Genomic DNA, 22,035 nt, shown 5'->3' with positions numbered 1-22,035 from the left:
GTTGCCGCTGGTGGTGGCATATCAATCTAGTCGGGGAAGAATGTCACTCCTACATTTCGGTCATGACCACGACCGAGATGGCCCACTGCGTCGATCTTCGGATTGCAAAACGCGTCGCGCTGGCGATGGTGAAGTCTGCTAGTTTGGGTGCTGAGAGATCGTGCTTGGGGCATCGGAAATCGCGCAACAACGCGGAGCGGCGTTTCTTTTTTCGAACCTACTTGCAGTTCACTGTGGACTGGCGGACCGCCCGGGCGGAGTACGCCGCAGTCTCGGCTGAACTCGCCACGATCGAAGGTCAATCGCAGTGAAATAACCCGCCGCCTGCCCCGGCGGGTCGCTCTGAAATTTTCAACATTGCGCGTCGGATTGCAGCCGATACCGCGACTATTCAGTTGTGGGAGGCTGTTCCTTCGCAAGAATGCCGCCCACCGACTTCGCGAAGTCGACAGCCGTGCCGGAGCTGCCCCTCTGGCGCGGCGTCGACTCGCGCCGCCCGCTATCGCCGCTTGGCCCGAAACGGGATCGCATCCCGCTTCACGCGAACGCGAGGAGCGTCAGCGGCCACTCGCTCCACAGTCGCAGGGCAGCAATCGCCGAGGTCGATCGGCTCGCGCTCGTCGATCTCCCGCATCAGTTAGTTTGCCAGCTTGAAGCCCCAGTTAGTCGGGCGGTGGCGTGGAACCTTGCGGCCCTATCGCTTCATTCATCACTAGGCAACGGGTGAGAATGCCTGAGTAATGAATTTTTTCGATAGATGTCGGCACGTTAGATGCACCGGAGGAACAAGCCGTCCCGCCGCTGCCAGCCTTTTACCACCTGCCGAGCAAAACCCGAGAAGATGTGAGCGTTTTCGACCCGACTCACTCACAATCAGTCCAATGCAATACGTCCTTCACATCGAAATCGATGACGAAACTTTCGAGCCTCTGAAGTATGCCGAGTGCCCGCCTATCCCTCCGGCTGGCGCCCGCGTGATTGCGTCGACGACGGCTGGAGCGCCTGTCGGGATTCTGGATGAGGTGGAGTTCAACTACACCCCTGATGGATGCCATATCACGCTGCTGTGCGACTCCGACAGCGATGCGAAGCAGAGCGTAACTCTGTGAACACGACAGTGCTGGAAGATCCGATCGTGATTCATAGGCGACTTCAAGACGATTTGCAATCCGTCTCCCATTTGCTCGCATCTACAGGGCGGCATCTAGCCGCACTGCATGTGGTTGGATTCGCAACCCAACTCGCCGATGAAATGGCCCACTTGATTTCTCCGGCGCTCGATCGGAGCACCGCGGTGGAGAACCTGTCAGGAATTGGAACGATCGACGCTACGTAGTCGCCCCGCGGGTTGGTGCCTCTGGGGCGACCGATGGTCGGGCCAGTCCAGGATGCTCTTGAGCGAGAGCTACTGTGGCTGGGCCGACTGTCAATTTAAATATCAGAAGTGCAGCAAATGACGACCGATAAATCACGTCAGATCGATATCTCAGGGAGAACTGTAGACTGCGATTCGGACAGCGACTGCGCGATTCTGCTTCATGCGAAGGCGGTCATTGAGCGGCGCGAGGCCGCGGAAAACTTGTCGCTCGATATGCTCAACCAGGTCCTAAATGCCTGCCAGCTGTACGCCCTCGGTGAGGCGCAGCACGTCGTTCGGGAAGTGATCGCCAATCGGCACGGCAGGCTAAAGGGCACGATGGCATCGTCGACGTTAGCGACGAAGAGGAATAACCACGGGTCCGCGCGCAGCCCCTACGTCGCCTGCTAGCAGCCTTCCGCGTTTCGCGGCTCGATGTCGGGCCAGCGTCTTCCATAGCGCGAGAGTGGCAATGCGAGCTTCGATTTATCACGACCGCGCAATTTTGCGGGATCAAGCCGCATCGGCGTCCCTCTCTCGCTCCAGTAACGGCCTGCCGAGCGAATACGGTCCATGAGCTCCAACAATCAGCTGCATTCGAAGCTGGATGTGCTGAGGCCGCCGCTTCAAAAAGAGGTCGACCGCCTCTTCGCTCTCGACTCTTACGGCGCCGCACCAAACGGCGTCTTGCCAGCGACTTCTGCGAGCTAACTGCAGCCAGGCTCTGAACTCGCCACGCGCCTTCTCCAACCAGTAATCCACGACAAACACTCCAAACGGGTAGAGAATCGACACGACGCCGAGATTATCACCCAGGCTGATCAATCGGCAGAGGCGCTTTTGAATTATTGGAAATCGTTGCTTGCAAAACAAACGTTCTGAGGCGAAAGTGGGCAAACCTTCTAACTCTTCTGCGGAGCGGCCAGTGCGAGCTCTTTTCCAAACAGCGATCGTTACCTTGGGGGTGTTCGCCTTAGTCAGTTTGAACGTCAATGTTCCGATTGACTCGGTTGAACTTGAGTTCGCGCTCAATTGGACGCAGCGCGCATTCGGTGCATTGATTTCTGTCGCGGCTGGTGCGATGGTTCTGATTCGTGCGGCGCAGAGGGAGCCAATTGAGGAACTGTTGCCACTGACGCTGGCTGCTCTGGTAGGCGTGCTGATTGCTGCCAGTAATTGGGGCGTTGCGGTCGCCATCGGAGCCGTAGGCGTCGCGGCAGTTTTGAGCGGTCGACTGAGTCATCGCGACTAACCCCCCATGCCCCGCCCCCGCTTCACCCTCCGCGCAGCACTAGTCGTCACGGCGATCGTGGCGGCGGTAGCCGCGAAGTACAGCTTCGTATTCCGCCGAGTCCAAGCGATGGACGCAGGCCGCCACACGTTCGTCGTATCTCTGCCGCTTCCCGGACCTAACTCGCCAGACCCCACAAAGGTGGGCTGGCTACGAGATCTATTGGGAGATCGGATGATTCATTCGATCTACGTTGCACCTGGCGAGAACAAAACAACGGAAACAGCGCGACTGCGAGAGCTGTTTCCGGAAGCTGAGATCGACCCTCCGCCACCTGAGTACACGTTCTAGAACGCGATGTACTACCGCCGTCCATACATGCTCAATCCCCGCGGGCGGCGGAGGCGGCGTGAGCTCAAGGGTCTTTCTCTGAGATCGCCAAGAACGCTATCCCGGCGGCGAGGCACCCAGCCGCAATGAACCATGGGCCGAGACTGACATACCCCAGGTTCCGAGCGAAATCTTCCGGCCCCCACTGGCCGGGGTGGTTTCCTCGATACCAGATTGCGAGTGCGTACCTCGAAAGAAACGCAATTAGCGAGAATGCACAGAAGGAAACACCCGCCGCGCGTCGGTTCATTGTGAGCCTCGAAAGAGTTGAGGAGCAGTCACGCCACTCTACCGCCCCCGCTCCCCGGCCGCAAACTTGGTCACCACGGTCCGATGATCTTGTCGATCGTCGCGAGCGTGATGGTGCAGGTGAACGCGGATAGAGCTGCGAAAGCCACTGTGAAACTAACGATGCGATTTGGCGCGAGTCGCTGGGCGATCGATCCCCCAATCGCGCCCAGTGCGATGGGCGCCAAGATCCACCCTAGCATCGCGTAGATGGTAAGACCGAACATCGCCGCGCCAACCCCGTCCCAACCATCCACCATTCCAACTATGGGCACAGGGAAGCGATAGAGCAGGGCCGTAAGTCCCGCGAAGGGGAACATCAACAGAACGGCGAGGATGGCGCCCAGCGCTGAAGAATGCATGTCCCCACTATATGGGGCGTGATCGCGTTAGAAGCGATTGCTTACTCAATGAACTCCGAAGCAATTGTAGGAGCCACGCCATTAATAAATCGCGCGGCCTCGCTTTTCGTCACTATTCGAGACTGAAATTCTTTGGGGATTGCCTTTACATCGCCGGCACTTACCGACCTCGTAATTCCTGCCTCATCTTGAGAGAATCCCAGCACCCCTACTCGGCATCGTTCTATCGCGTTCCGCGATTCGTTCTCAATCGCCGCGATGAGCAGATCGACCTCAAATTCCACTACCGGAAGAAGCTTTTCCTTAATCGACTCCCATCGCGAATCGACGATCGCATCAGTCGCGTCAAGCTGCCAGGAGTGAGGACTGTTTGCTCGTAGTTGGCCGTATTGCTGAAACGTGAGGCAATCGATCGCTTGGGCCTCGAAGTACGCGCTGAACACCCTTGAATGCTCTGGGCTGCATCGTGCGCCGATTTGTTCTCGAACTTCGATAGCACCGTGGGGACGCGCTGTTCCCCCTATCCTCGAACTTTGTCTGAGGTGCAGTACGCGGACTGCACGGGCTCGAGCAAATGGCGGATGTCGCGCAGTGGCTGATGGAGATCGTTTCGAGAGCTATTCGGGTCCAGGAGTGCGCCGATCGGAGAGGCAGCCCCGTCTGGCCCCCTCTCATAAATCCCCTCGAAGAGTCGCTTGATGAGTTTGCAGGTCGCGACCGCCGGATCGCGAGCACGTTGGAGTTACTCCGTATCTCGTTGAATCACGTCCCAGATGATGCCACCCTGGCTGTTTAGCACGAGCATCGGAATACATCCTGCTGGAAACCCGACGCGCGACGACCGACCGGAAGAATGGGAGGGTCGGTCGCTGCGGGTCGCTTGCACCGCCGGTTTCGAACCCGACAGCGACACCCGATTGCCAGTAATCATGCGCTCGTTCGCACAAACCGTCGACCGGCCGTTTGCAACCAATGAGCGTCCTATCGAGTCGAATTCACCACAGTTGCGGGCAACTATGGTTGATTTGCTGCTGTCTGTCGGTTCACGATCTCTAGCGTTTCATCGAAGTCGCAGAAGAGCGATGCGCAGAAGGCACGCTGCAGTTGAAGTCAGACACTCGTTCTAAATTTGGGTTCACTGTGCGAAGCTCGAGGCAAATAACCACCCGAGGCTATTCCACCGCTTGTCCCGCCGCCTTCCACGCCTTTGAGCCCCCAGCCAGCGACGAAACATTCTCATAGCCCATCCGCTCCAGACTCTCGGCTGCCAGCGCGGATCGTTTACCCCCACCGCAGTAGCAGACGATCGGCCGTTTAACTTCCGGCTTGACCTCCTCGATCCTAATCTCAAGTACGCCGCGCGAGAGGTGCTTGGCGCCGGCGGCGTGTTCCATCTCGAACTCGTCGGCCTCGCGGACGTCGATTAACAGCCCGCCGTCGGCGACGATTTCACCGGCTTCGGCCGCTGAGACTTCCTGGATGGTTTCCTGGACTTCTGCCGCCAACTTTTCGAATCGTGGCCCGTGTGGCATCGTCGGTCTCCTCGTCGATAAGGCTGGTTCACCTCCAAGCTCATTGGAAACGGGCGCTGAAGGTTTAACGGGTTTCACTGCATCTCGTGACAGCTGCGCTCAAATACCGCCGTTGAGTGCGGCTTAGTATTTGATCGGCCCACCGGCCGCCGCTTCGGAGACACCGCTGGGCTGCTGGCCCGCAGCGGGAGCATTGGAGCTTGAGGCCTGCGATGTCTGGCCACTACTCGGCGCCAGATAGAACCGCCATTGCGACTGCTGACTTTGCATTGTCTCGCCAGGGACGTTAGGAGCGGGACCGCTGCTCGTTGGAACCTCTTGATTCGCTCCCGGGACGGTCGCTGCCGTGGGCGCCGGCAAATTGGATGCATTCGACGTGTTGCTCGAGAGGGACGTTCCTGCCCCTTGTGCGCCTCCGGCTGGATAGGCAGTCTGGGGCGCCGGTTCGTAGTCTAACCACTCGCTTTCATTGGCGTACCCGCCTTCGCTCCGAATCGCACTCTGGTTCCCGCCCTGTTGAACATTTGGATTTGCGGGATTAAACGTGCTGGCACCAACTCCCCTGACATTGGGGCGTTGAATGGGAACCATCAACCCTCTACCACGCTGATAGCTTTGAGCGATGGAAGTTCCCATCCCCGGGTAAACGTTGCCCGCCCATCCAGCGTAGTTGCCGCCCCAGCTCGACGTCCCGCTCGCTGCTCGCATACCGGGGCTGGCTTGCATTTGGCCAGCGCTGGCGTTTGCAGGACCACTGAAGGGAAGTCGCGAGCGGAGGCTGCCTCGCGGACCGACGCTGCTCACAGTCTGAGCCTCTGCAAATTCGCTCGAAACAAAGGCTATAAGCGTGGCGCACGTGAGTGCTGTTAGTAATTTCATAGTTCCACCCCCGGGGCATGGGTTTCTGCGCTGCGAGACGACGGTGCAAGGGGCGCGCCGCTTGCACCCTTTTCCGCCTGCTCGTCTCTAAATCAACCAGCGAGGCCCGACCATGGCCGACACTCACCGCGTCCTCAACGAAGTTCGCCAACGTCTGAAGTCCCGGGGGACACATTCCTGAACTCGGACGGCGAAACGCTGTTCGCTGAACTGAAGAAGACCGCAGCGGTCGATTCCGAAGCTGTTAAGGCTGTCGAGGAAATCGAGCATCGCCGCAGTGAGAAGATCGAATGACGCGCTTGCCGAATGTATTCGCTTGGCAGATCGGCGAGGTGTGGTTCTACGCTGACGCCCGAAAGAATGCCGCGCCGATAGCGGTCGAAGTGGAACGCTACGAATCAGACGGTCGTACTGTGCTCAATTGGCCGGTACAAGACACAGCAACGCTCGTTTGGAACGCCGAAAAAGTTGATTGACGCTATGCGATCACCCCGCCCTGATGAACGCCCGCTCCAGATTCAAATTACCGGGCGCAACGTGCTCTGCGACACGGCCGATGATCGCGATTTGCTAGCGCAAGCTAAGCGGATCATCACAAACCCAGCAGCCGCAGACGGGATTTCACTGGAGGCTCTCGAAGTTATCCGCGAGACGTGCCAGCGATACGCCCTCGGGAAGGCTCAGAGAGCGATCAAAATAGTGATCGACATCAGGACGCGGCCTGGGCCTCAGTGAGTCATTCGGGCGGAATCCGACTCGGTTTCACGCCAACCGCCCTTACGGCCGCTAATCCAACTGCCATGGGACTGGCACGAAGACGTTATTTGGTAACCGAAATGCTTCCGCCCACGAGCGTGGGCATCGTCCACCAAAGGTGAACACTGTGGCGACGAAGAGTAGATAAAGGGCGGGGAGATTCCGGCTGGTCGTGGCTAACTCCACTAGTGAGAGGCAAGCGACGGAATGGTCGCAATATACTATCGCCGATTTGCAATAAAATGGGTCTGAAATACTCAAACGGTGAATGCGCCAGCACTGCGCTGGCGGAATAGAAAAGGTGCCCGGACGGTTGGCAACGACGCCCTGTCACTACGGGTGACATTCACTCGGCTTAACCGGAGGGGCAGCGATGGCCAATTTGCGCCGTGGGTCGTGGATCGCGACGCGCAGCTGGAGAAGTCCTTTTCGGCAGTGCGTTTTCACCGTTCCCAGCGGAAGCGTCAGCCGTTCGGCAATCTGGGAGTGGGAAAGGCCCACGTAGTACGACAGCTCTAAAACGCCCCGAGTCAGATCACTCAACGATGCCATCGCTTGAATGACTTGGTGGCGAGATTCAACTTCCAGCATGCGCACACCGGAGTCGAGATCACTCGCAATTAGCTTCTCGTAAGAGGTGGGATCGATGGAGCGAGACTTCACTTCTGGACGATTGGAGCGAGCTCGCAGAGCATCAATAGCGCGGCATCGGGCAAGCTGAAGAAGGTAGCCGCGAGAACTTCCCCGTTGACTGTCGAATCGGTCGCGCCGTAGCCACAACTCCGTGAACACCTCGGCCACGACATCCTCGGCGTCGCTCGCGCACTTCAAAATGCGGTGGCAAACCGCCAAGAGCTGCGGCGCGTAGAGCGTGAACAGCTCCCGGAATGCGACCCTATCCCCGCCGTGGATTCGCTCCAGCAGTTCGCGCCCTAAGAATTCGCGATCTGTCTGATCCTTTTCGATAGTACTGCGACTGCATTCACTGGGGGACGAAAGCCTCTGCATCGCGGTCTGCCTACTCAGTCGAGAAGTTCCCCTTGCGTTCGTCTCGCAGTTCGACCGCGCTCGCGGGTCGGCGACGCCGCCGGGGGAAGACTAGACGACCGTTGATGCCATCTCGGTGCGAATGTCATGCCGCCGATCAACTTGCGAACAGCTCGTTCGCAATTGCTTGGATTCGGCCAGTCCACGCGGCAAGCGGCGTCGGTAGGAAATCTACTAGTGCGTTAAAGGGCTCCGCTCTGAAGCCGCAGTGCGCAACTGGCACCGCAACTGTGGTTCGCGAAACAGTTGCAGTGAGGCTTCTCCATACGCCCACAACGCCACCACCCCAGCAACGCGACGGCGACAAGCTGTCAAAGGCGTAAGGTACTCTCGCCGCGGCAAAGTGCCGCACTAGCTGCCATGACTGCGGCTTCGGCGAAGTAGAGCCGACGAAGTGCCATCAGCCTGCTAACTCTAGAGAGGGGGTTATCGCGCTTTAGCAGTAGTTCTAGCGACTAAAGTCCGATTGTGACGACTGTACGGACTGTGCGGCATTTCGTGCGGGACGCCGCTGGCAACTCCAGCCGGCGTAGCGTGATGCAGTCGATTCTCACAAAGGCTAAACCGATGAGCCGCTTCGCAAGTATCCCGAGCGGCAGCAAACGCCGGCGAAAATGGACGACGGCCATCGGCGTTGGTGCGATGCTAGCGGCGGCTGGCTGCGGCATTCCCGGCCTCCGGAAAGCTGATCGGGCGGCCCCACTGCCTTGCGATTTTAATGGCGTCGGGACGCAGGGGAGTTCGTCGCAGATCGGGTGGCACGAATTCTTCAACGATCCCGCGCTGGGCACCTTGATTGACCAGGCGATTGCGGGCAACCAAGAACTGAAGATCATTAACCAGAACATTCAAATCGCAAACTTCGAGGTGCTGGCGTGGCGCGGCTCCTACTTGCCATTCGTTGGTCTCAGAGCGAGCGCTGACCTGGAGAAGCCGAGCCGCTTCACTCCTGAAGGGGCAGTCGAAGACCAACTGCAACCGTTCCCTGGAAAAGACTTTCCGGAACCGCTTCCCAACTTCATGCTCGGAGCGGAGGCCAGCTGGGAAATCGACATTTGGAGAAGACTACGCAACGCAAGGGATGCCGCGACGCTCCGTTACCTAGGCACTCAAGACGGCCAGCAGTACATGATCACGCGCTTAGTCGCGGACGTGTCGAAGAACTACTACCATCTCATGGCTCTCGACAATCGGATGGTGGTGCTTGATGGAACGATTGCCATCCAGCAGCAAAGCCTCGACATGTCGCGAAACATGAAAGAGGCGGGCCGCGACACTGAACTCGGCGTGCAGCGATTCCTCGCAGAGGTCAGGAAGAATCAGAGCCAAAAGCTCATTGTAAAGCAGGACATTATTGAAGTCGAAAACCGTATCAACTTCCTACTGGGGCGGTTCCCACAATATGTTGAACGCGACGGATCCAAGTTCTTAGACTTGCAATTGCAACAGCTAAGCGTCGGTTTCCCAGCTCAGTTGCTTCAAAATCGCGCCGACATCCGTCAGGCTGAGCGTGAACTGCAAGCGGCCGGGCTCGACGTGCGCGTCGCGCGGGCGCGGTTCTACCCGTCGCTCAACCTGCGGGCAGGCGTCGGGTACGAAGCGTTCAACACACGATATCTTTTCAATAGCCCGGAATCGTTGATCTACAACGCGGGCGGTGATCTAGTTGCGCCATTAATAAACCGAAAGGGAGTGCAGGCCGTCTATCTCACGGCGAACGCCAAGCAGCTGCAAGCTGTGTACGACTACCAGCAGACGGTCCTCGACGCTTTCAGAGAAGTGATTAACAGCCTTTCCAAAGTCGAGAACTACAGCAAAAGCATTGACGTCAAGAAGGAACAACTGGCGTCGCTCGAAGCTTCCGTCGACAACGCCACCAAGCTATTTCAGAGCGGTCGCGTCGAATACATGGACGTCTTGTTCTCGCAGCGTGATCTGATGGATAGCCGAATGAAGTTGATCGACGCGAAGCGGGAGCAACTCTCCGCGATCGTCTCGGCGTATCAGGCCCTCGGCGGCGGCACTGCGCCTAGCACTGGTATCGCCGCGCTACCGACGCCGCTGCGACAGCCCGAGCTCATTCTGGAGCAACCGATTGAGCTCAAGCAAGAAGAAGTCGCGCCACCGATTCCGACGGCTCCTGGCGAAGAGTTGCCGCCGGCTTCCGGCATTCAATTGCTGAACCCATCGGCGCCCGTCGCTTCCGTTGAGCCGAGGACGCCAGTCATTGTGAATCCTGCATATGCGGGCCTGCCATTGAATCTCGAATGACGGTCTTAGAGTGGGCCGTACTAGGCCCGAAGTAGCTGGTACTGTCTAGTGCCAGTTCTACTGTGAATCGGTCTTGACCGCGCATGATTCATTTGAGATGGTTTCCTCGCCTGTCTTATTGGCCTGCTACCATTCGGTCGGCGCCGTCACGTGACTTCATCCCTCGCGTGGCGGTGCCGCCCGTTTTTGATAGTTGCATCTCGCGGTAGGTAGTATGTGAGCGAATGGGTGCCGCGCTCACTCTGGCGACATATCAATTCTAAGCCTGGTGCTTAGACTGCCGCTTTGTTGCCCGCTGGATCACTCTCTCCAGGTCATCCCGACTCATTGCCCGCTTCTCAGCGAACTCGCGCCGGGTGATTCCTCTCGCTTGAGCTTCGCGCCAATCGCGGAGAGTAAGGGCATCTTAGGCGTGCGTATTTAGATGCGGGCGGCCTGGCGCCCGACGCGGCATATCCATGGCGATCCCTCTTTGCGGTGCGGATAAACGCCTAATTGCAAGTGCCGTGCCTACACACCTTGGGTGCGACTTTCCGGATGATTTGCCCCGACGATTGCATCGCCACGGACCTAGCGCTAGGCGCCTCAGGCCCGAAACTCACCGTGCGCGCTGTCCACGAAGTCGAACGCTTATGCCACCGTCTGACTCGATACATACAAGTTGGGCGTCATCAATCGAGTCGACACCCTTTTCACGCAATTGACCTCGCAGTTCGTCCTCTGTGATGAACTCCTGCCGCATGTTGCGTCGTAGAAATTTTCCATCGCGGACGACCGGCAGGGGAGCGGGTTCCAGCAGTCGTTGCACAAACGGCGAACGGTAAGCGAGCCAATCAAGGAAATAGTTCCAGCCAATCAACGTTCCGCATAGAACGACGCCCTCAGTGATCGAGCGGTAATCAGTCGCCATCGCGTTCTGGGCCGCGTCGGCAATGAGAACCATGAGAAGTAAATCCATCAGGCTCATTGAACCGACGTGACGCCGCACCAAAACCCTTAAGGCGGCTAGGAGCAGCAGATGCATCACTGAGCCGCGAATCGCTAGCTCAAGCAAAGACGTGTGCACAGCGAAAAGATTATCTAGGTTCACGGCTGCAGTTCATTTTTTGAGAGCATGCGATGCGGGTGCACGGCGACTAAACCCGCGGTCCGAAGAACCATTACCCCACCGCTTTCGCAGTCGCAGTCGCCTTGATTGCTGGCATCTCCCACGACTCAGGAAAGTCGTCGAGACTAGCTCGCTCGCAGAGGCGGCGCAAAATTGGCGCGATATCTTCCGCACGGGGACGGCCGAGTTCGCCAACTGCTTCGGAATGTCCGCCGTTCGCATCTTGTACGACATAGATCAGCGACCGACCGCGACGATCTTGCATGATGCCTGCCGTCCAAATGCTGTAGAACCCGCCCGTTGCGGCGGAAGAGTTTCCTGACCAAACCATTCGCCACTCAGCTTCGTCGACGGCGATAGTCTGTTTGGTTTCCAGTCGAATGCGCATTGGTACGTCGCCTGTTGGGGTGCACGGGAGCTAGAGGCAATTGCTATGCCCGCTCAATCGCCTTAGACCTTCATCGCCATCTTCTCAGCTCCGGACGCCCCGTACCCTCTCGATTGAAGAGGTACGGCGATTGCGGTCCGCCAGATAACCTAACGCTCCAACCGTACACGGAGTCGTCCAAATGAACGCGTCGCGACCCGCAAATGACCAGACTGGGGCCAAACCCAAGGCGCCGCTCCCGGACCAATCCCAGCCCAAACCAGGGCTGGATTCAAAGATGACGCCTCGGCCGCAGTACATGGCGCCCAACTACAAGGGGTCGGGGAAGCTGGCCGGCAAAGTCGCGATCATCACTGGCGGCGACTCGGGTATTGGCCGATCGGTGGCAGTCCTCTTTGCTCGGGAAGGAGCCAATGTCGCCATTGTTTACCTCCCGACCGAACAGTCTGACGCTGAAGAGGCGGCCGAAGCGATTCGCGGCGAAGGTCGCGATGTGCTCCTACTCCCCGGGGACGTTTCCGAGTCATCGTTCTGCCGCGGTGCGGTGGATAAGACCGTCAAGAAATTCGGCAAGTTGAACATCCTTGTGAACAACGCGGCTTATCAGGAGACGCGAGAGAAGTTCGAGGATGTGAGCGAGTCGGATTGGGATCACACGTTCAAGGTGAACATTTACGGCTACTTCTATATGGCAAAGGCGGCGCTACCGCACCTGAAGCCGGGAAGCGCGATCATCAACTGCGGCTCGATTACCGGGCTTGAGGGCCACAAGACGCTAATCGACTACGCTACGACAAAAGGTGCGATCCACGCCTTCACCAAGTCACTGGCGCAGAATCTCGCCAAGCGAAAAATTCGGATCAACTGCGTATCGCCAGGGCCGATCTGGACGCCGCTGCAGCCTGATTCGAAGCCGGCGTCGGACGTCGCCGAGCATGGCGCCGACAGCCGATGCAGCGGCCGGGCCAGCCGGAAGAGGTGTCGCCTGCATTTGTCTTCTTCGCTTCAGAGGCCGATTCCAGTTACATCAGCGGTGAAATACTCACCGTCCTCGGCGGAGAGACGCGGGCCGCATAGCAGTGCCTGCAGCAATGAGCTAATTCGTCCATCAAGATCACTCTGACAAAGCAGGAATATCATGGTCGCGAGCAATCAAGATTCTCACTGGGGAATGTGCGTCGAATGCAAATGGTGGCAATTGGAGCCGCAGGCTCCCGTTGAGAATTTGACCGCCGGATACTGCATCGAAGAAAGCCTTCAGCCATTCTTACTGAGAGTTACGGGCAACGGCGGGTGCAACAAGTTTGTCAGCGGCAATCCGGCGCGGGGAGAAGGCTCTAGCGAGAAGCCGCCCACGGCCACGCCCGCTAGGTAGGGACGTGGGTGGGTAGGGTGCGAACGACGCCCTTGTGATCGCGACGAGATCACCCCTCGCTCGGGGGCGATATGCTATAAAATGCCAGATTGTCCTGCCATTTCGCCGTGCCTCTGATCTACTGAGACCGTCGCGCCCAACAAGAGTCGGGACTTCAATCACAGAATCTGTTGCCAGATGGTCTGACGGCACCTTCTCTGACGGAGGGTCGTTTGATGAGTGTGCCTTCTATCGAGCAGATAGCCGCCACGTTGGCGAGTGCTGGGTTTGGTGGAGTCACGCTGAGCGCACTGGAACGCGCGGGCATCTTCAATGCACTGCTCTCTAGCCGCGGGAATCGCACGCACGCCGCGCATCAGTTGGGAGTTTCGGTGCGGACGATCCAGCGAAAACTCAAAGCTTCGGATGATGCCAGTTTCCCCGATCAATCGCCTGACGACGTCGAAGGTGCTACCTTGCGATGAGCAAGCGCCCCTGAGTTAGTTCACTGAAGATCGAGTCTGAAGTACAAAGCGAATTTTTCTCGATTGCTCCGCTTGGGCTACGGGTGGATTTGGGCGTCCGCTCTTTAATCCCGCCTCGCCGGCGGGTCGTTGCTCCCTGATCCGCATCCTGCCTGGCAACGGCCGCCGGCGTCTTTTATTTCCGCAGCGACATATTGTCGCAGTGACAACTGTGGGGCTATGTGCATACTGACGAGCGCTTTCGTGTAGCCGCCCGCACTTCGAGCTGACATCTTTGCATCCGCTGGCAGGCCGCTGCAGGTTTTTCGTAGGCCGGTCTGCAGCGGTCGCCAGTGGCGGGCGCAGTCCTTGGGATCTATCGGATGCCCTACGCAGGGCGCCTTTGCCGCCAGCTGGCGTCCATCTTTCCAAAGAAGACGCCAGCTGGTTTTTCTCCGACGCCAATTGCGGAATACCTCAGTGAGGGTCCGACTGCGTGAACTTGCAGAACCTACTCTGCTCGCAGCTGCGACAGCGACAATTTGTCGCACCGCATCTCTCCAGGCCTCTGAAGCCAAGCACGCCCGCATGATCTCAGCGCGATCGCGCGGAGCGACTTAAACGAACCAGTGCGGGGCGGCGGCCCCGTTAGCGGTCGAACGCGAGCACTCCCGATAGAATGCTTTGCCCTCGGCATGTTCATTGCACGGTTAACCAGTCCTTGCTTCGTTTGCACCTGATCACGCAGATCTTCTCGTGGATGCAATCTTTCAGAAGCATATTTCTTGCACTGGAGACTTTTAGTATGTGTCGATTTAAAAACGTAATAGCGTTTACCACCGCAGTAGCGGTTTTCGCATCGCTAGCAGCATGCGCAAGCGCGCAATCGGCAATCGATGCCACCACCGGAAAGCCGGAAGCCCACCAATCCGGAATTAACGACGCTGGAGTGCCGGGATCTCAGCCAGCTGCTTTCAGCGCGGCGCCACGGAATGTGGCAGCGACGAGGGGGCCAGCTAATGGCGTACTCGCCGCAGGGGACCTCAGCGAGAAGATTGCTGCATGCCTCGTCCTCGGCAATCAGGAAGAACTCGCCCTGGCAGAGATCGCGCAGCAACGTGCTGAGCATCCCGAGGTCAAGAAATTCGCTGCTCACATGATTGAGCAACATCAGGCGGCAGTCGCCAAATTGCAGCAGGCTGTGCCTCAAGTCGCTGGCGTCGCTTTGGGCGATACTCAGCATGGCAGCGCTCAGGCGCAGAAGCCGGCCCAGGCGGCTGGCCAAACTCAGCCCGCCCAGCCTTCCCACGAGCTCGAGATGGCGAAAGCCGTCAAGCAGCAGTGCCTACAACTCACCAAGCAAGAAATGGAAGGCAAGCAGGGCGCTGAGTTTGACAAGTGCTACATCGGACAGCAGATCGGCGCCCACGTCGCGATGCTGGCTGAGCTGCGTGGAACGAAAAGCTACGCCAATCCGCAGCTTCAAGCCGTCATCTCGGAGGGAGAGAAGATGGCGACTCATCATTTAGAGCAAGCGAAAGAGATTATGAAAGCTCTCGATGCGCAAAACGCCACGAGCCGTACGACGCAACGGCCGGCGCCGGCGACTCGCTAGTTTCCGAAACGTGAATGAAGAGCGGCGGCAGCTTTGGCTTCCGCCGCTCTTTTTCTTAGGAGCTTCGATGTCAAATTCTCAGAATGCCCCGTTGGCCAAATTGGACGCGAGCTCCCGCGAGGCCCTGCAACTTACTCCTACCGAGTTCGTCGTGGATCAGAGAATCTACGAAGCAGGCCAGCCGCCAGAATGGGTTTACTTTCCCGACTGCGGCGTGATCTCAGTCGTTGAGGTGTTTCACGACGGCTCAATGGTGGAGGTAGAAACGATCGGCAGGGAAAGTATAGTCGGCTCTTTTCTGCTATTGGGTGCAGAGAGCATCCCCTTTCGCGCATTCGTGCAAGTGGCGGGGACCGGCTTCAAAACGACTGCGGCCCGATTTTTAAAGGCAGCGTCTACGGATAGCGCGATTCGGGCCACAGGGTTGGAAGCTGAGTATGCGCTGCGCGTGCAATCAATGCAGAACAGCGCTTGCAATGTGATGCATTCGATTGAGCAACGGTGCTGTCGCTGGTTGTTGATGGCCCGAGACAGAGTCGACTCGAACGATCTGAAGCTGACGCACGAATTCTTGGCGATGATGTTGGGCGTGAGACGGGCAAGCGTGTCCGAAGTCATCCGCCCGCTTCACGATGCGGGGGTGGTTCGAGGTGGTCGAGGAGTGATATCCATCCTCGACCGTTCCGCGTTGGCGAGAATGGCATGCGAATGCTACGTCCGAATTGCCGCTAATGAAGATTAGCTTCCGAATCGCTGGAAAACCCCAGAAGCTCCGATTTGTCGGTACGCTAACGTACAGACAGCTAAAAGCGCGACGACTAATCTTGCCGACTGTTAATTGCACCACGGTCCTCGCGAGTGACGTCTTCGTCATCAGCTCGATATGCCTCGTCCGGTCTTGCGTCTTTCATGCGATTCAGCGATTCGAGTCGATGAACTGAGCGTTTCGATTAGCGTAAAATTGCATTCTGAAGATGATCGAGAAGTTGAACGATTCTTCAGAGAGAGCCCCGATTGCCGTATCATTCACAACGGGGAGTACATTGGCGTGAAGCTGGTGCAGTTCCAAATGAAGGACGAGCGCGTGGTGTGGCTCGCCGTCCCGCGCGCGTGAGCTAATGGCTCGTCACGCTTCGTAAGCCGTTAGATCAGCGTCCTCCAGAACACCGATCGCGTCTTCCGTCAGAATCGCTGCCGAGCAGTAGAGCGTTAGAAGATAAGACGCAATCGCCTTACGATTGATCTCCATAAAACGGACTGAGAGCCCTCGCCCACGCTCGTCCGGAAGGTTGGGCTGATAAAGCCCGACGATGCCTTGTCGCTCTTCGCCGAATCTCATCAACACAATGCTGGACTTGTCTCTAACTGTCGCCAGCTTGTTCGAGGGTATGAGCGGGATCCCACGCCAGGTGAGGAATCTGCCGCTGAAGAGAGGCGTTGTCTGAAGCGTGATTCTCCGCCGAGTGCATTCCCGTCCAAAGGCCGCGATCGTCCTTGGGTGCGCGACGAAAAAGCTCGGTTCCTTCCAGACGAGACTAATGAGGCGATCTAAATCATCCGGCGTCGGCGGACCCGATGCCACGATTCGCTGGGATGGAGCTGCATTCGCAAGTAGTCCAAACTCAGCGTTGTTGAGAATTTCATCTTCTCGACGTTCCTTTAATATCTCGGTGACTAATCGCAGCTGCTCGCCAAGCTGGTCATGCGCGCCGTTATACAGAGCCGACACCCGGGAACTAACGCCGACGGTGGTCGTGACAGCGCTAAGTAAGTGCTCCGGCGGACGCTCCGCGTAATCTACGAAGGTTTCTGGAAGATCATGCTGAGTGCGCTGCGAACAGGCGACGGTGACGCGAGAGGCATCGCGGACTTTATTGACGCGGTAAATGCCCGACTCGACCGGAACCCAAGGGAAAAGCTTACTGAACCAACGGGGCGTGATGTTCGAAAGCTGAGCTCTGGTCTTCGTCGCATTGGCGAGAACTCTCGCTGCTTGATCGTCCAGAGCCAATTGCGGAGCAGACATATCGACCATCGCTCCGCTGTGAGAATGTATTCGCCGTGGCTGTACGCAGGTGGGCAGGATAGCAGGTCGCGTTCTGAAGTATCAATCCCATGACTGCTTTGCGTCCATCGCATTTCACGGGACTATCGACAGCGACTCGATTGTCTCCGCAGAGTCTTTCGCTTGCGGATCTCCCGACGGCTTTGAGGAGTTCTCTCTGCTCACCAGCGAAACCGACTGTTGTCGTTTTACTTCGAGCTTTCTGCTCGTCGCCGGCGCAGGGTTCAACGATGACAGGTTGCTAATGCGCATAGGGGCGTGACTCCCTCCTCTTTTGAAGTTGAGCAAACCTGAATTTCCGCTGGACCCACGAGCGGCATGCCACTAGCAACGCTGATCAACGGAATTTAACCCTCAGGAGGAATTGGCATGTCAAAACCTAAGAAACCACTCGTTGGCAAGGGCGAACCCGGTGTCGGCGTCCCGGCATCTGAGCACGGCGTTCCCACGAAGGTGGTGAAGGTTGGGCAGGATGAAGCTACAGAGGTTCCAATTCGTACAGGTCCTGGTAGCGGGAGAGCTGGCGGCGGCGCCACGGGAGAACTCAGCCCGGGGCGCGATACGGCAGCTCAACGCGGACACGGTGAGAAACGATGATGCGTTGCAGCGCAGCATGCCGAGTCCGGTTGGATGCTGTTTAGCGTTCTTTAATATTACTGGCTGCGATGATTAACGCATTTCGCGCCCAAACGGTGAGCTTCAGCGCAGACTGCGCGGCGGCATCTTCGCAAGCTTGCCGCTCGGATCTTGTTAATCGAATTTGAATTGGGTCGCCACGAAGCTCTTCTGGTGGCTTTTTCGGTGCGCCGGGTTTGTTAGCCATGGCGAATAATGTAGCGCAACAATAGCGACTCTTCGGTACGGTACCGTACCGACTACATGGGCGTAACTCATTGAAAAGTCCGCCCACCAAATTGCTGCTGGCGCAGTCGAGCGGCGTCCATATGCCACACCGTGACGGAGCCGCGTGCGACCGCTATGCCGACCTCTGCGGTCGCTGGCACGATACTTGCCCGACTAATGGGTTCATAAGGGGGTAATGAGAACCTCCGACTCAATGAAAACAAACTAGGGGCGGATCATGTCTACACATCGAGTCGACCAACGAGCTGATGCCAACCGTGATGCGATTACGGGCGAACCTGGGGCTCACCCCGTCGGGGCTGGCCTAGGGGCCGCGGCGGGTGGGGCTGCGGCTGGGATTGCAGCCGGCGCTGTTGCCGGCCCGGTGGGCGCTGCGGTAGGAGCTGTGATCGGCGGCGTCGCCGGCGGCTTGGCGGGTAAAGGCGTAGCAGAGCAAATCGACCCGACGAGGGAAGATGCATATTGGCGGGAAGAATATCCGAAGCGCGGCTACTACGAAGCAGACGTCGCCTACGACGAGTACGCACCCGCCTACCGCTACGGCTGGGAATCGCGTGCACGTTGGCCCGACAAATCTTTCGACGAAGCCGAGCCGACGCTGAAGCAAGAATGGGAAACCGGTAAGACGGAATCGGACCTGCGGTGGGAGAGGGCGAGGCACGCTTCGCGTGATGCGTGGGATCGAATCGAGCGGCGAGAGAACCACTGAGGTGCCTCAGTCGGCACTCCAACCTAGCCGTTTCCTCACTAAGCATGGGATACGGCAGCTCATTGCTGTCGGCCCTTTTGAAGGAGAATCATCATGGCAAATACAATCAAGAACAATGTCGCCGATGTGGGCGACGCAGTGGCAAAGGCAGCGAAGGACGTGGGATCGCGCATCGCCACCGGCGCGGAAGACGCAGTGGACTTCGTGAAAGAGAAGACGGGAATGAGCGATCCCGGCGAAGGAACTGACCGCGGCGTGGCCGCGATTGAAGATCACATGGACGTCATCGCTTCGTGCGGCAAGAAGGTCGGCGTTGTCGACCACGTCGAGGGCGGTGCGATCAAACTAACGAAAAACGACAGCCCAGATGGGCAGCATCATTTCGTTCCCGTGAACTGGGTCGCACGCGTCGATCGGCATGTCCACTTAACCAAGAATTCCAAAGAGACAGAGGAGAATTGGAAGCCCGACGCATCCTCATGTGCATGTTGAACCTGGCCTAGTTCGAGCCAGCCATCTGTCAGCTCTTTACGGGGCCCGGCCAATTTTGGCCGGGTCTTCTTTTATTTGGCTGATGGTGCATCCAAGAGGACCGATAACGGCGCCGAACATGCATCGCGCAGTCGACTGGCGGTTCCTAAACCTCATTAAGGCGAGGATCATCATGGCTAAGAAGTCGGTTCAGAAGAAATCAGCGGCGAAACGCAACCTTCCCGAAGTCTCGAAGCAAACGGCAGGCGGGATCGGCGGCGCCGTTATCGGGGGTATGATCGCGGGACCAGTAGGCGCCATTGCAGGCGGGGTAGCCGGCGCGTTGATCGGGAATGCGTCGGCCGAGGGAAAAAGACCAATTAAGCGAGCCGCCGCCACGGTCACTGCCGAGAATATTGGGAACGCTGCTGCCGTGACGAAGAAGGCGGCGGTGAATGTCGCGTCGGCTGCCACAGCGCTCGTCAAAAAAGCACCAACGAAGAAGGCTGCCAAGAAGATTGCGAAAAAGAAGGCTGCGGTGGCCAAGCCCCGCGCAGCCGTGAAGAACACGAAGAAGAAAGCGAAGGCTGCGAAACTCACAGCGAAGTCGTCGCCGCGCAAAGCGGTAAAGAAGAAGAAAGCTCCTCGCTAGTTCACCTCTTCAAACAGCTTTCACAGCCAGAAGAGCCGGAGATGCAATCGGCCATCGCCGGTCCCACTTTCCCTCTACACCCGTACCGGGCAGTATTCCTCTCGCGCAGCTCGGTTTACTTCTACCGTCAGCAAAAATCGCCGTTCGATGTAATCAGCCGATCGTCTGGGTTATGTACTAATCTCGAATTTGTAAATTGACAGTCGGCCCGGCCATTAACCCTCCAAGAGCGTCCTGGACCGGGCCGACCATCGGTTGCCCTGGGCACCATCCCGCACAGGGCAACTTACGTAGAAGTTAGGGCCGCTCTGCCTCGTCGCACCGCTTCGCCAATTCGGCGGTTAACTGGGCAAGCGAGGTGAGCTCGTACTGCTCACAGACTCGGCTCATCTGAGTTAGTTCGGTCGAGGGATGTTGGTCGCAGTCTGAGCGATGGCCGTCCAATAAGATCGCCGATTGCAGCAGCTTTCGATCGTCGGCTGATTCGCAGGGAATCATTTTGCCCTGGTATTCCAGCGGGTAGAGTGTTTCGGTGTCCATGGCGTATTTCCTTATTCGATCTTCTCGCTGCGGCGGTGCTCGATTTCCTTGACTGCCTTCGCAGCTTCAGATTCAGAATCTTTCGATGCGGTATTTTTCAACTCGCTGAGAAGCGCCTCGCCATCTGAGTCGAGGAACGTGTCACCGCGAACCTTCAGGCGTTCGCGAACTTCGTCGAGGATGGTCTGGGTAGTGGCCATGGTCGGTTCTCCCTGAAGGGCAAAGTCGAGGCGCATAATAAATACGCAGTGCAAGCTGCGCGCCAGGATTCGTGGGAGAATTCCGCAGTCGCAATAGCCCCGGAAGTCCGGACAGCCCTACCAGCAACTTCGAGCTGGGCAACTAGTCAGCGACAGAGACAAACCTCCGAAGATACCGCCCCTGGCAGGCCGAGAGTTCGCTAGAGTCAGTCGACGCCTTGAACAAAGGGTCGTCATCACGGCACCGGCTGATGCAGATGGGTGGTGGATGTACACCCGAAGGTCACTGCCCGTATTCGACGGTAACCGGTAGGGACACACGTGCAAGCACTCGCGGAGGATTCAACCAGAACCGCAGGATCGTAGAGGGTTTGCACCACGTGTCATCGTGAGCAGGCTGGCGTGTTCGAAGCGATGCCGCACCGAGGGGCAGCTCGGTACCGCAATCAACTTCGCAACGCCATCGCCGCAGGAGTGTGGAAGTAGCGGCGACAGTGATTTGTATATCGTATTAGGGTCTGCTGTAGGGTCGAAAAAATTCGCTATTCGGGATGGTTTGCGGCTAGCACTACAGAGATCTCGCGAGCATCTGTACGGAGCCGTACAGTAGAAGTTACTGAAATCGTGAGCCGGTTAAATGAAGAACACCAGCCGCCGTAGTCTTTGGAGAGCAGAAGGACCGACGGCGACTGGCGAGGGTGTACTATCGGTTTCAACGTCGTGAACTACAGCTAAGAGTTATCGCTGATCACGCGCCGTGCGTCAGAGGGTGAGCAGCAGATGATCCTTAGTACAGCCGGCGACTTGCTCTTATCGACGTCAATTTCCGTCACGGTGGCGGAGATAAAACGATCGCCATCTGTGGAGATCATAATCTCGGAGCCATCAACGGGGATAATCGGATCGCCCTCCGCTTGGAACTCGTCGCAGTAAACGCCGTCGAGCAATGTTTTGACAATCCATCGCATTGTTAGTCGCTCCGTTGCTTGTTGGCGTATCCCGTCGCAATTCTCGGGCCGGTTTTCAAATGCTGTGACGCGCGAGTGGCGAACTTGACGTTAAATCCTTCTGCGATCTATCGAAGTATCGTTGTTTGCGATTTCCCCAAGGCCGAGTTGTTCTGGCGTGACAGTTGAGCTTACAGCACCCGCGACATTTGGCGCAGCACACGTTCATTCTCGTCCGCCTCATTCCACTACATAGTCGCGCGGGACGAAAAGTTGCAGGTTCCGCATGTAGGCGCGGTTGGCAATAAAATTGTCGTTCACGCGCCACAGGAATGCCGAGTCACTTGGCATTTGACTTCAGCGCCGCAATCCGACGCGCCATGGGAAGCGCGTGTTGTAAAAACTGCTTCCTTTCAGAAGATCGAAAGGATTGACGACGTCGATCAGGACGAGAGCCGAGACCGGCAACAAACATTCCTGAGCCAAGATAAATTGGCCGTCGAATGCCGGCCAGTTCTTGCTCCATTGGGCACCGCTCAAAATCG

26 protein-coding genes are annotated in these 22,035 nt (G+C 57.7%); 14 read left to right on the top strand and 12 right to left on the bottom strand.

Going from position 1 to position 22,035, the window contains the following annotated elements:
• Window positions 1–62 precede the first annotated feature (62 nt).
• The 5 genes from ACQY7R_RS13960 (at window position 63) to ACQY7R_RS13940 (ending at window position 2,939) form a co-directional block, all read left to right on the top strand.
• On the top strand, window positions 63–311 hold the full coding sequence (locus tag ACQY7R_RS13960) for a hypothetical protein (RefSeq protein ID WP_428306202.1): 249 nt from the start codon (window positions 63–65) through the stop codon (window positions 309–311).
• A gap of 570 nt (window positions 312–881) precedes the next feature.
• Window positions 882–1,109, top strand: a complete 228-nt coding sequence (locus ACQY7R_RS13955) for a hypothetical protein (RefSeq protein WP_428306201.1) — start codon at window positions 882–884, stop codon at window positions 1,107–1,109.
• Window positions 1,110–1,453: 344 nt separating this feature from the next.
• On the top strand, window positions 1,454–1,768 hold the full coding sequence (locus ACQY7R_RS13950) for a hypothetical protein (protein WP_428306200.1): 315 nt from the start codon (window positions 1,454–1,456) through the stop codon (window positions 1,766–1,768).
• 451 nt (window positions 1,769–2,219) lie between these two features.
• On the top strand, window positions 2,220–2,609 hold the full coding sequence (locus ACQY7R_RS13945; RefSeq protein WP_428306199.1) for a hypothetical protein: 390 nt from the start codon (window positions 2,220–2,222) through the stop codon (window positions 2,607–2,609).
• A gap of 6 nt (window positions 2,610–2,615) precedes the next feature.
• The gene (locus ACQY7R_RS13940) at window positions 2,616–2,939 is read left to right on the top strand and encodes a hypothetical protein (RefSeq protein ID WP_428306198.1); all 324 of its coding nucleotides are present in this window, start codon (window positions 2,616–2,618) and stop codon (window positions 2,937–2,939) included.
• Window positions 2,940–3,298: 359 nt separating this feature from the next.
• Here the strand turns inward: ACQY7R_RS13940 and ACQY7R_RS13935 are convergent, their stop codons facing one another.
• From ACQY7R_RS13935 to ACQY7R_RS13925, 3 genes are all read right to left on the bottom strand, one after another.
• Window positions 3,299–3,628, bottom strand: coding sequence for a hypothetical protein (locus ACQY7R_RS13935; RefSeq protein WP_428306197.1), 330 nt, complete (start codon window positions 3,626–3,628; stop codon window positions 3,299–3,301).
• Between the two features lie 41 nt (window positions 3,629–3,669).
• Window positions 3,670–4,071 (bottom strand): hypothetical protein, encoded by a 402-nt coding sequence (locus ACQY7R_RS13930; protein WP_428306196.1) that lies wholly within the window; start codon window positions 4,069–4,071, stop codon window positions 3,670–3,672.
• 729 nt (window positions 4,072–4,800) lie between these two features.
• Complete coding sequence (locus tag ACQY7R_RS13925; protein ID WP_428306195.1) at window positions 4,801–5,160, bottom strand: rhodanese-like domain-containing protein; 360 nt, start codon at window positions 5,158–5,160, stop codon at window positions 4,801–4,803.
• A 1,169-nt stretch (window positions 5,161–6,329) separates the two neighbouring features.
• Between ACQY7R_RS13925 and ACQY7R_RS13920 the strand changes: the two genes are divergently transcribed.
• A complete protein-coding gene (locus ACQY7R_RS13920; protein ID WP_428306194.1) occupies window positions 6,330–6,515 on the top strand; it encodes a hypothetical protein in 186 nt (61 codons plus the stop codon).
• Window positions 6,516–7,128: 613 nt separating this feature from the next.
• Here the strand turns inward: ACQY7R_RS13920 and ACQY7R_RS13915 are convergent.
• On the bottom strand, window positions 7,129–7,803 hold the full coding sequence (locus tag ACQY7R_RS13915; protein WP_428306193.1) for an RNA polymerase sigma factor: 675 nt from the start codon (window positions 7,801–7,803) through the stop codon (window positions 7,129–7,131).
• A 606-nt stretch (window positions 7,804–8,409) separates the two neighbouring features.
• Between ACQY7R_RS13915 and ACQY7R_RS13910 the strand changes: the two genes are divergently transcribed.
• Complete coding sequence (locus ACQY7R_RS13910; protein WP_428306192.1) at window positions 8,410–10,113, top strand: TolC family protein; 1,704 nt, start codon at window positions 8,410–8,412, stop codon at window positions 10,111–10,113.
• A gap of 598 nt (window positions 10,114–10,711) precedes the next feature.
• Here the strand turns inward: ACQY7R_RS13910 and ACQY7R_RS13905 are convergent.
• Both ACQY7R_RS13905 and ACQY7R_RS13900 read right to left on the bottom strand, forming a co-directional pair.
• Window positions 10,712–11,203 (bottom strand): DUF421 domain-containing protein, encoded by a 492-nt coding sequence (locus ACQY7R_RS13905; protein WP_428306191.1) that lies wholly within the window; start codon window positions 11,201–11,203, stop codon window positions 10,712–10,714.
• Between the two features lie 70 nt (window positions 11,204–11,273).
• Window positions 11,274–11,609, bottom strand: coding sequence for a hypothetical protein (locus tag ACQY7R_RS13900; protein ID WP_428306190.1), 336 nt, complete (start codon window positions 11,607–11,609; stop codon window positions 11,274–11,276).
• Window positions 11,610–11,886: 277 nt separating this feature from the next.
• On the opposite strand from ACQY7R_RS13900, the gene ACQY7R_RS13895 reads away from it, so the two are divergent.
• The 4 genes from ACQY7R_RS13895 to ACQY7R_RS13880 all read left to right on the top strand — a co-directional run bounded on the left by ACQY7R_RS13895 (window position 11,887) and on the right by ACQY7R_RS13880 (window position 15,784).
• The gene (locus ACQY7R_RS13895) at window positions 11,887–12,732 is read left to right on the top strand and encodes an SDR family NAD(P)-dependent oxidoreductase (protein ID WP_428306189.1); all 846 of its coding nucleotides are present in this window, start codon (window positions 11,887–11,889) and stop codon (window positions 12,730–12,732) included.
• A gap of 467 nt (window positions 12,733–13,199) precedes the next feature.
• Entirely contained in the window at window positions 13,200–13,448 is a 249-nt protein-coding gene (locus ACQY7R_RS13890) for a helix-turn-helix domain-containing protein (protein ID WP_428306188.1), read from the top strand.
• A 658-nt stretch (window positions 13,449–14,106) separates the two neighbouring features.
• On the top strand, window positions 14,107–15,042 hold the full coding sequence (locus tag ACQY7R_RS13885; protein WP_428306187.1) for a DUF4142 domain-containing protein: 936 nt from the start codon (window positions 14,107–14,109) through the stop codon (window positions 15,040–15,042).
• 67 nt (window positions 15,043–15,109) lie between these two features.
• A complete protein-coding gene (locus ACQY7R_RS13880; RefSeq protein ID WP_428306186.1) occupies window positions 15,110–15,784 on the top strand; it encodes a Crp/Fnr family transcriptional regulator in 675 nt (224 codons plus the stop codon).
• Window positions 15,785–16,168: 384 nt separating this feature from the next.
• Here the strand turns inward: ACQY7R_RS13880 and ACQY7R_RS13875 are convergent, their stop codons facing one another.
• Window positions 16,169–17,068, bottom strand: coding sequence for a family 2A encapsulin nanocompartment shell protein (locus tag ACQY7R_RS13875; protein WP_428306185.1), 900 nt, complete (start codon window positions 17,066–17,068; stop codon window positions 16,169–16,171).
• A 676-nt stretch (window positions 17,069–17,744) separates the two neighbouring features.
• Window positions 17,745–17,930 (bottom strand): hypothetical protein, encoded by a 186-nt coding sequence (locus tag ACQY7R_RS13870; protein WP_428306184.1) that lies wholly within the window; start codon window positions 17,928–17,930, stop codon window positions 17,745–17,747.
• Between the two features lie 258 nt (window positions 17,931–18,188).
• On the opposite strand from ACQY7R_RS13870, the gene ACQY7R_RS13865 reads away from it, so the two are divergent.
• The 3 genes from ACQY7R_RS13865 (at window position 18,189) to ACQY7R_RS13855 (ending at window position 19,803) form a co-directional block, all read left to right on the top strand.
• Window positions 18,189–18,680, top strand: a complete 492-nt coding sequence (locus ACQY7R_RS13865; protein WP_428306183.1) for a hypothetical protein — start codon at window positions 18,189–18,191, stop codon at window positions 18,678–18,680.
• Between the two features lie 93 nt (window positions 18,681–18,773).
• A complete protein-coding gene (locus ACQY7R_RS13860) occupies window positions 18,774–19,172 on the top strand; it encodes a DUF2171 domain-containing protein (RefSeq protein ID WP_428306182.1) in 399 nt (132 codons plus the stop codon).
• Window positions 19,173–19,290: 118 nt separating this feature from the next.
• A complete protein-coding gene (locus ACQY7R_RS13855; protein WP_428306181.1) occupies window positions 19,291–19,803 on the top strand; it encodes a hypothetical protein in 513 nt (170 codons plus the stop codon).
• 297 nt (window positions 19,804–20,100) lie between these two features.
• Here the strand turns inward: ACQY7R_RS13855 and ACQY7R_RS13850 are convergent, their stop codons facing one another.
• The 4 genes from ACQY7R_RS13850 to ACQY7R_RS13835 form a co-directional block, all read right to left on the bottom strand.
• Window positions 20,101–20,343: a hypothetical protein gene (locus tag ACQY7R_RS13850; protein ID WP_428306180.1), complete on the bottom strand. Its 243-nt coding sequence runs from the start codon at window positions 20,341–20,343 to the stop codon at window positions 20,101–20,103.
• Between the two features lie 11 nt (window positions 20,344–20,354).
• The gene (locus tag ACQY7R_RS13845) at window positions 20,355–20,543 is read right to left on the bottom strand and encodes a hypothetical protein (RefSeq protein ID WP_428306179.1); all 189 of its coding nucleotides are present in this window, start codon (window positions 20,541–20,543) and stop codon (window positions 20,355–20,357) included.
• Between the two features lie 731 nt (window positions 20,544–21,274).
• The gene (locus ACQY7R_RS13840; RefSeq protein WP_428306178.1) at window positions 21,275–21,511 is read right to left on the bottom strand and encodes a hypothetical protein; all 237 of its coding nucleotides are present in this window, start codon (window positions 21,509–21,511) and stop codon (window positions 21,275–21,277) included.
• Between the two features lie 319 nt (window positions 21,512–21,830).
• Complete coding sequence (locus tag ACQY7R_RS13835) at window positions 21,831–22,016, bottom strand: hypothetical protein (RefSeq protein WP_428306177.1); 186 nt, start codon at window positions 22,014–22,016, stop codon at window positions 21,831–21,833.
• Window positions 22,017–22,035 lie beyond the last annotated feature (19 nt).

It is taken from the genome of Lacipirellula sp. (assembly GCF_965279485.1).
Taxonomy (GTDB): Bacteria; Planctomycetota; Planctomycetia; order Pirellulales; family Lacipirellulaceae; genus Lacipirellula.
The sequence above is the reverse complement of the archived record's forward strand: the minus strand, read 5'-3'. Positions and strand labels throughout refer to the sequence as shown.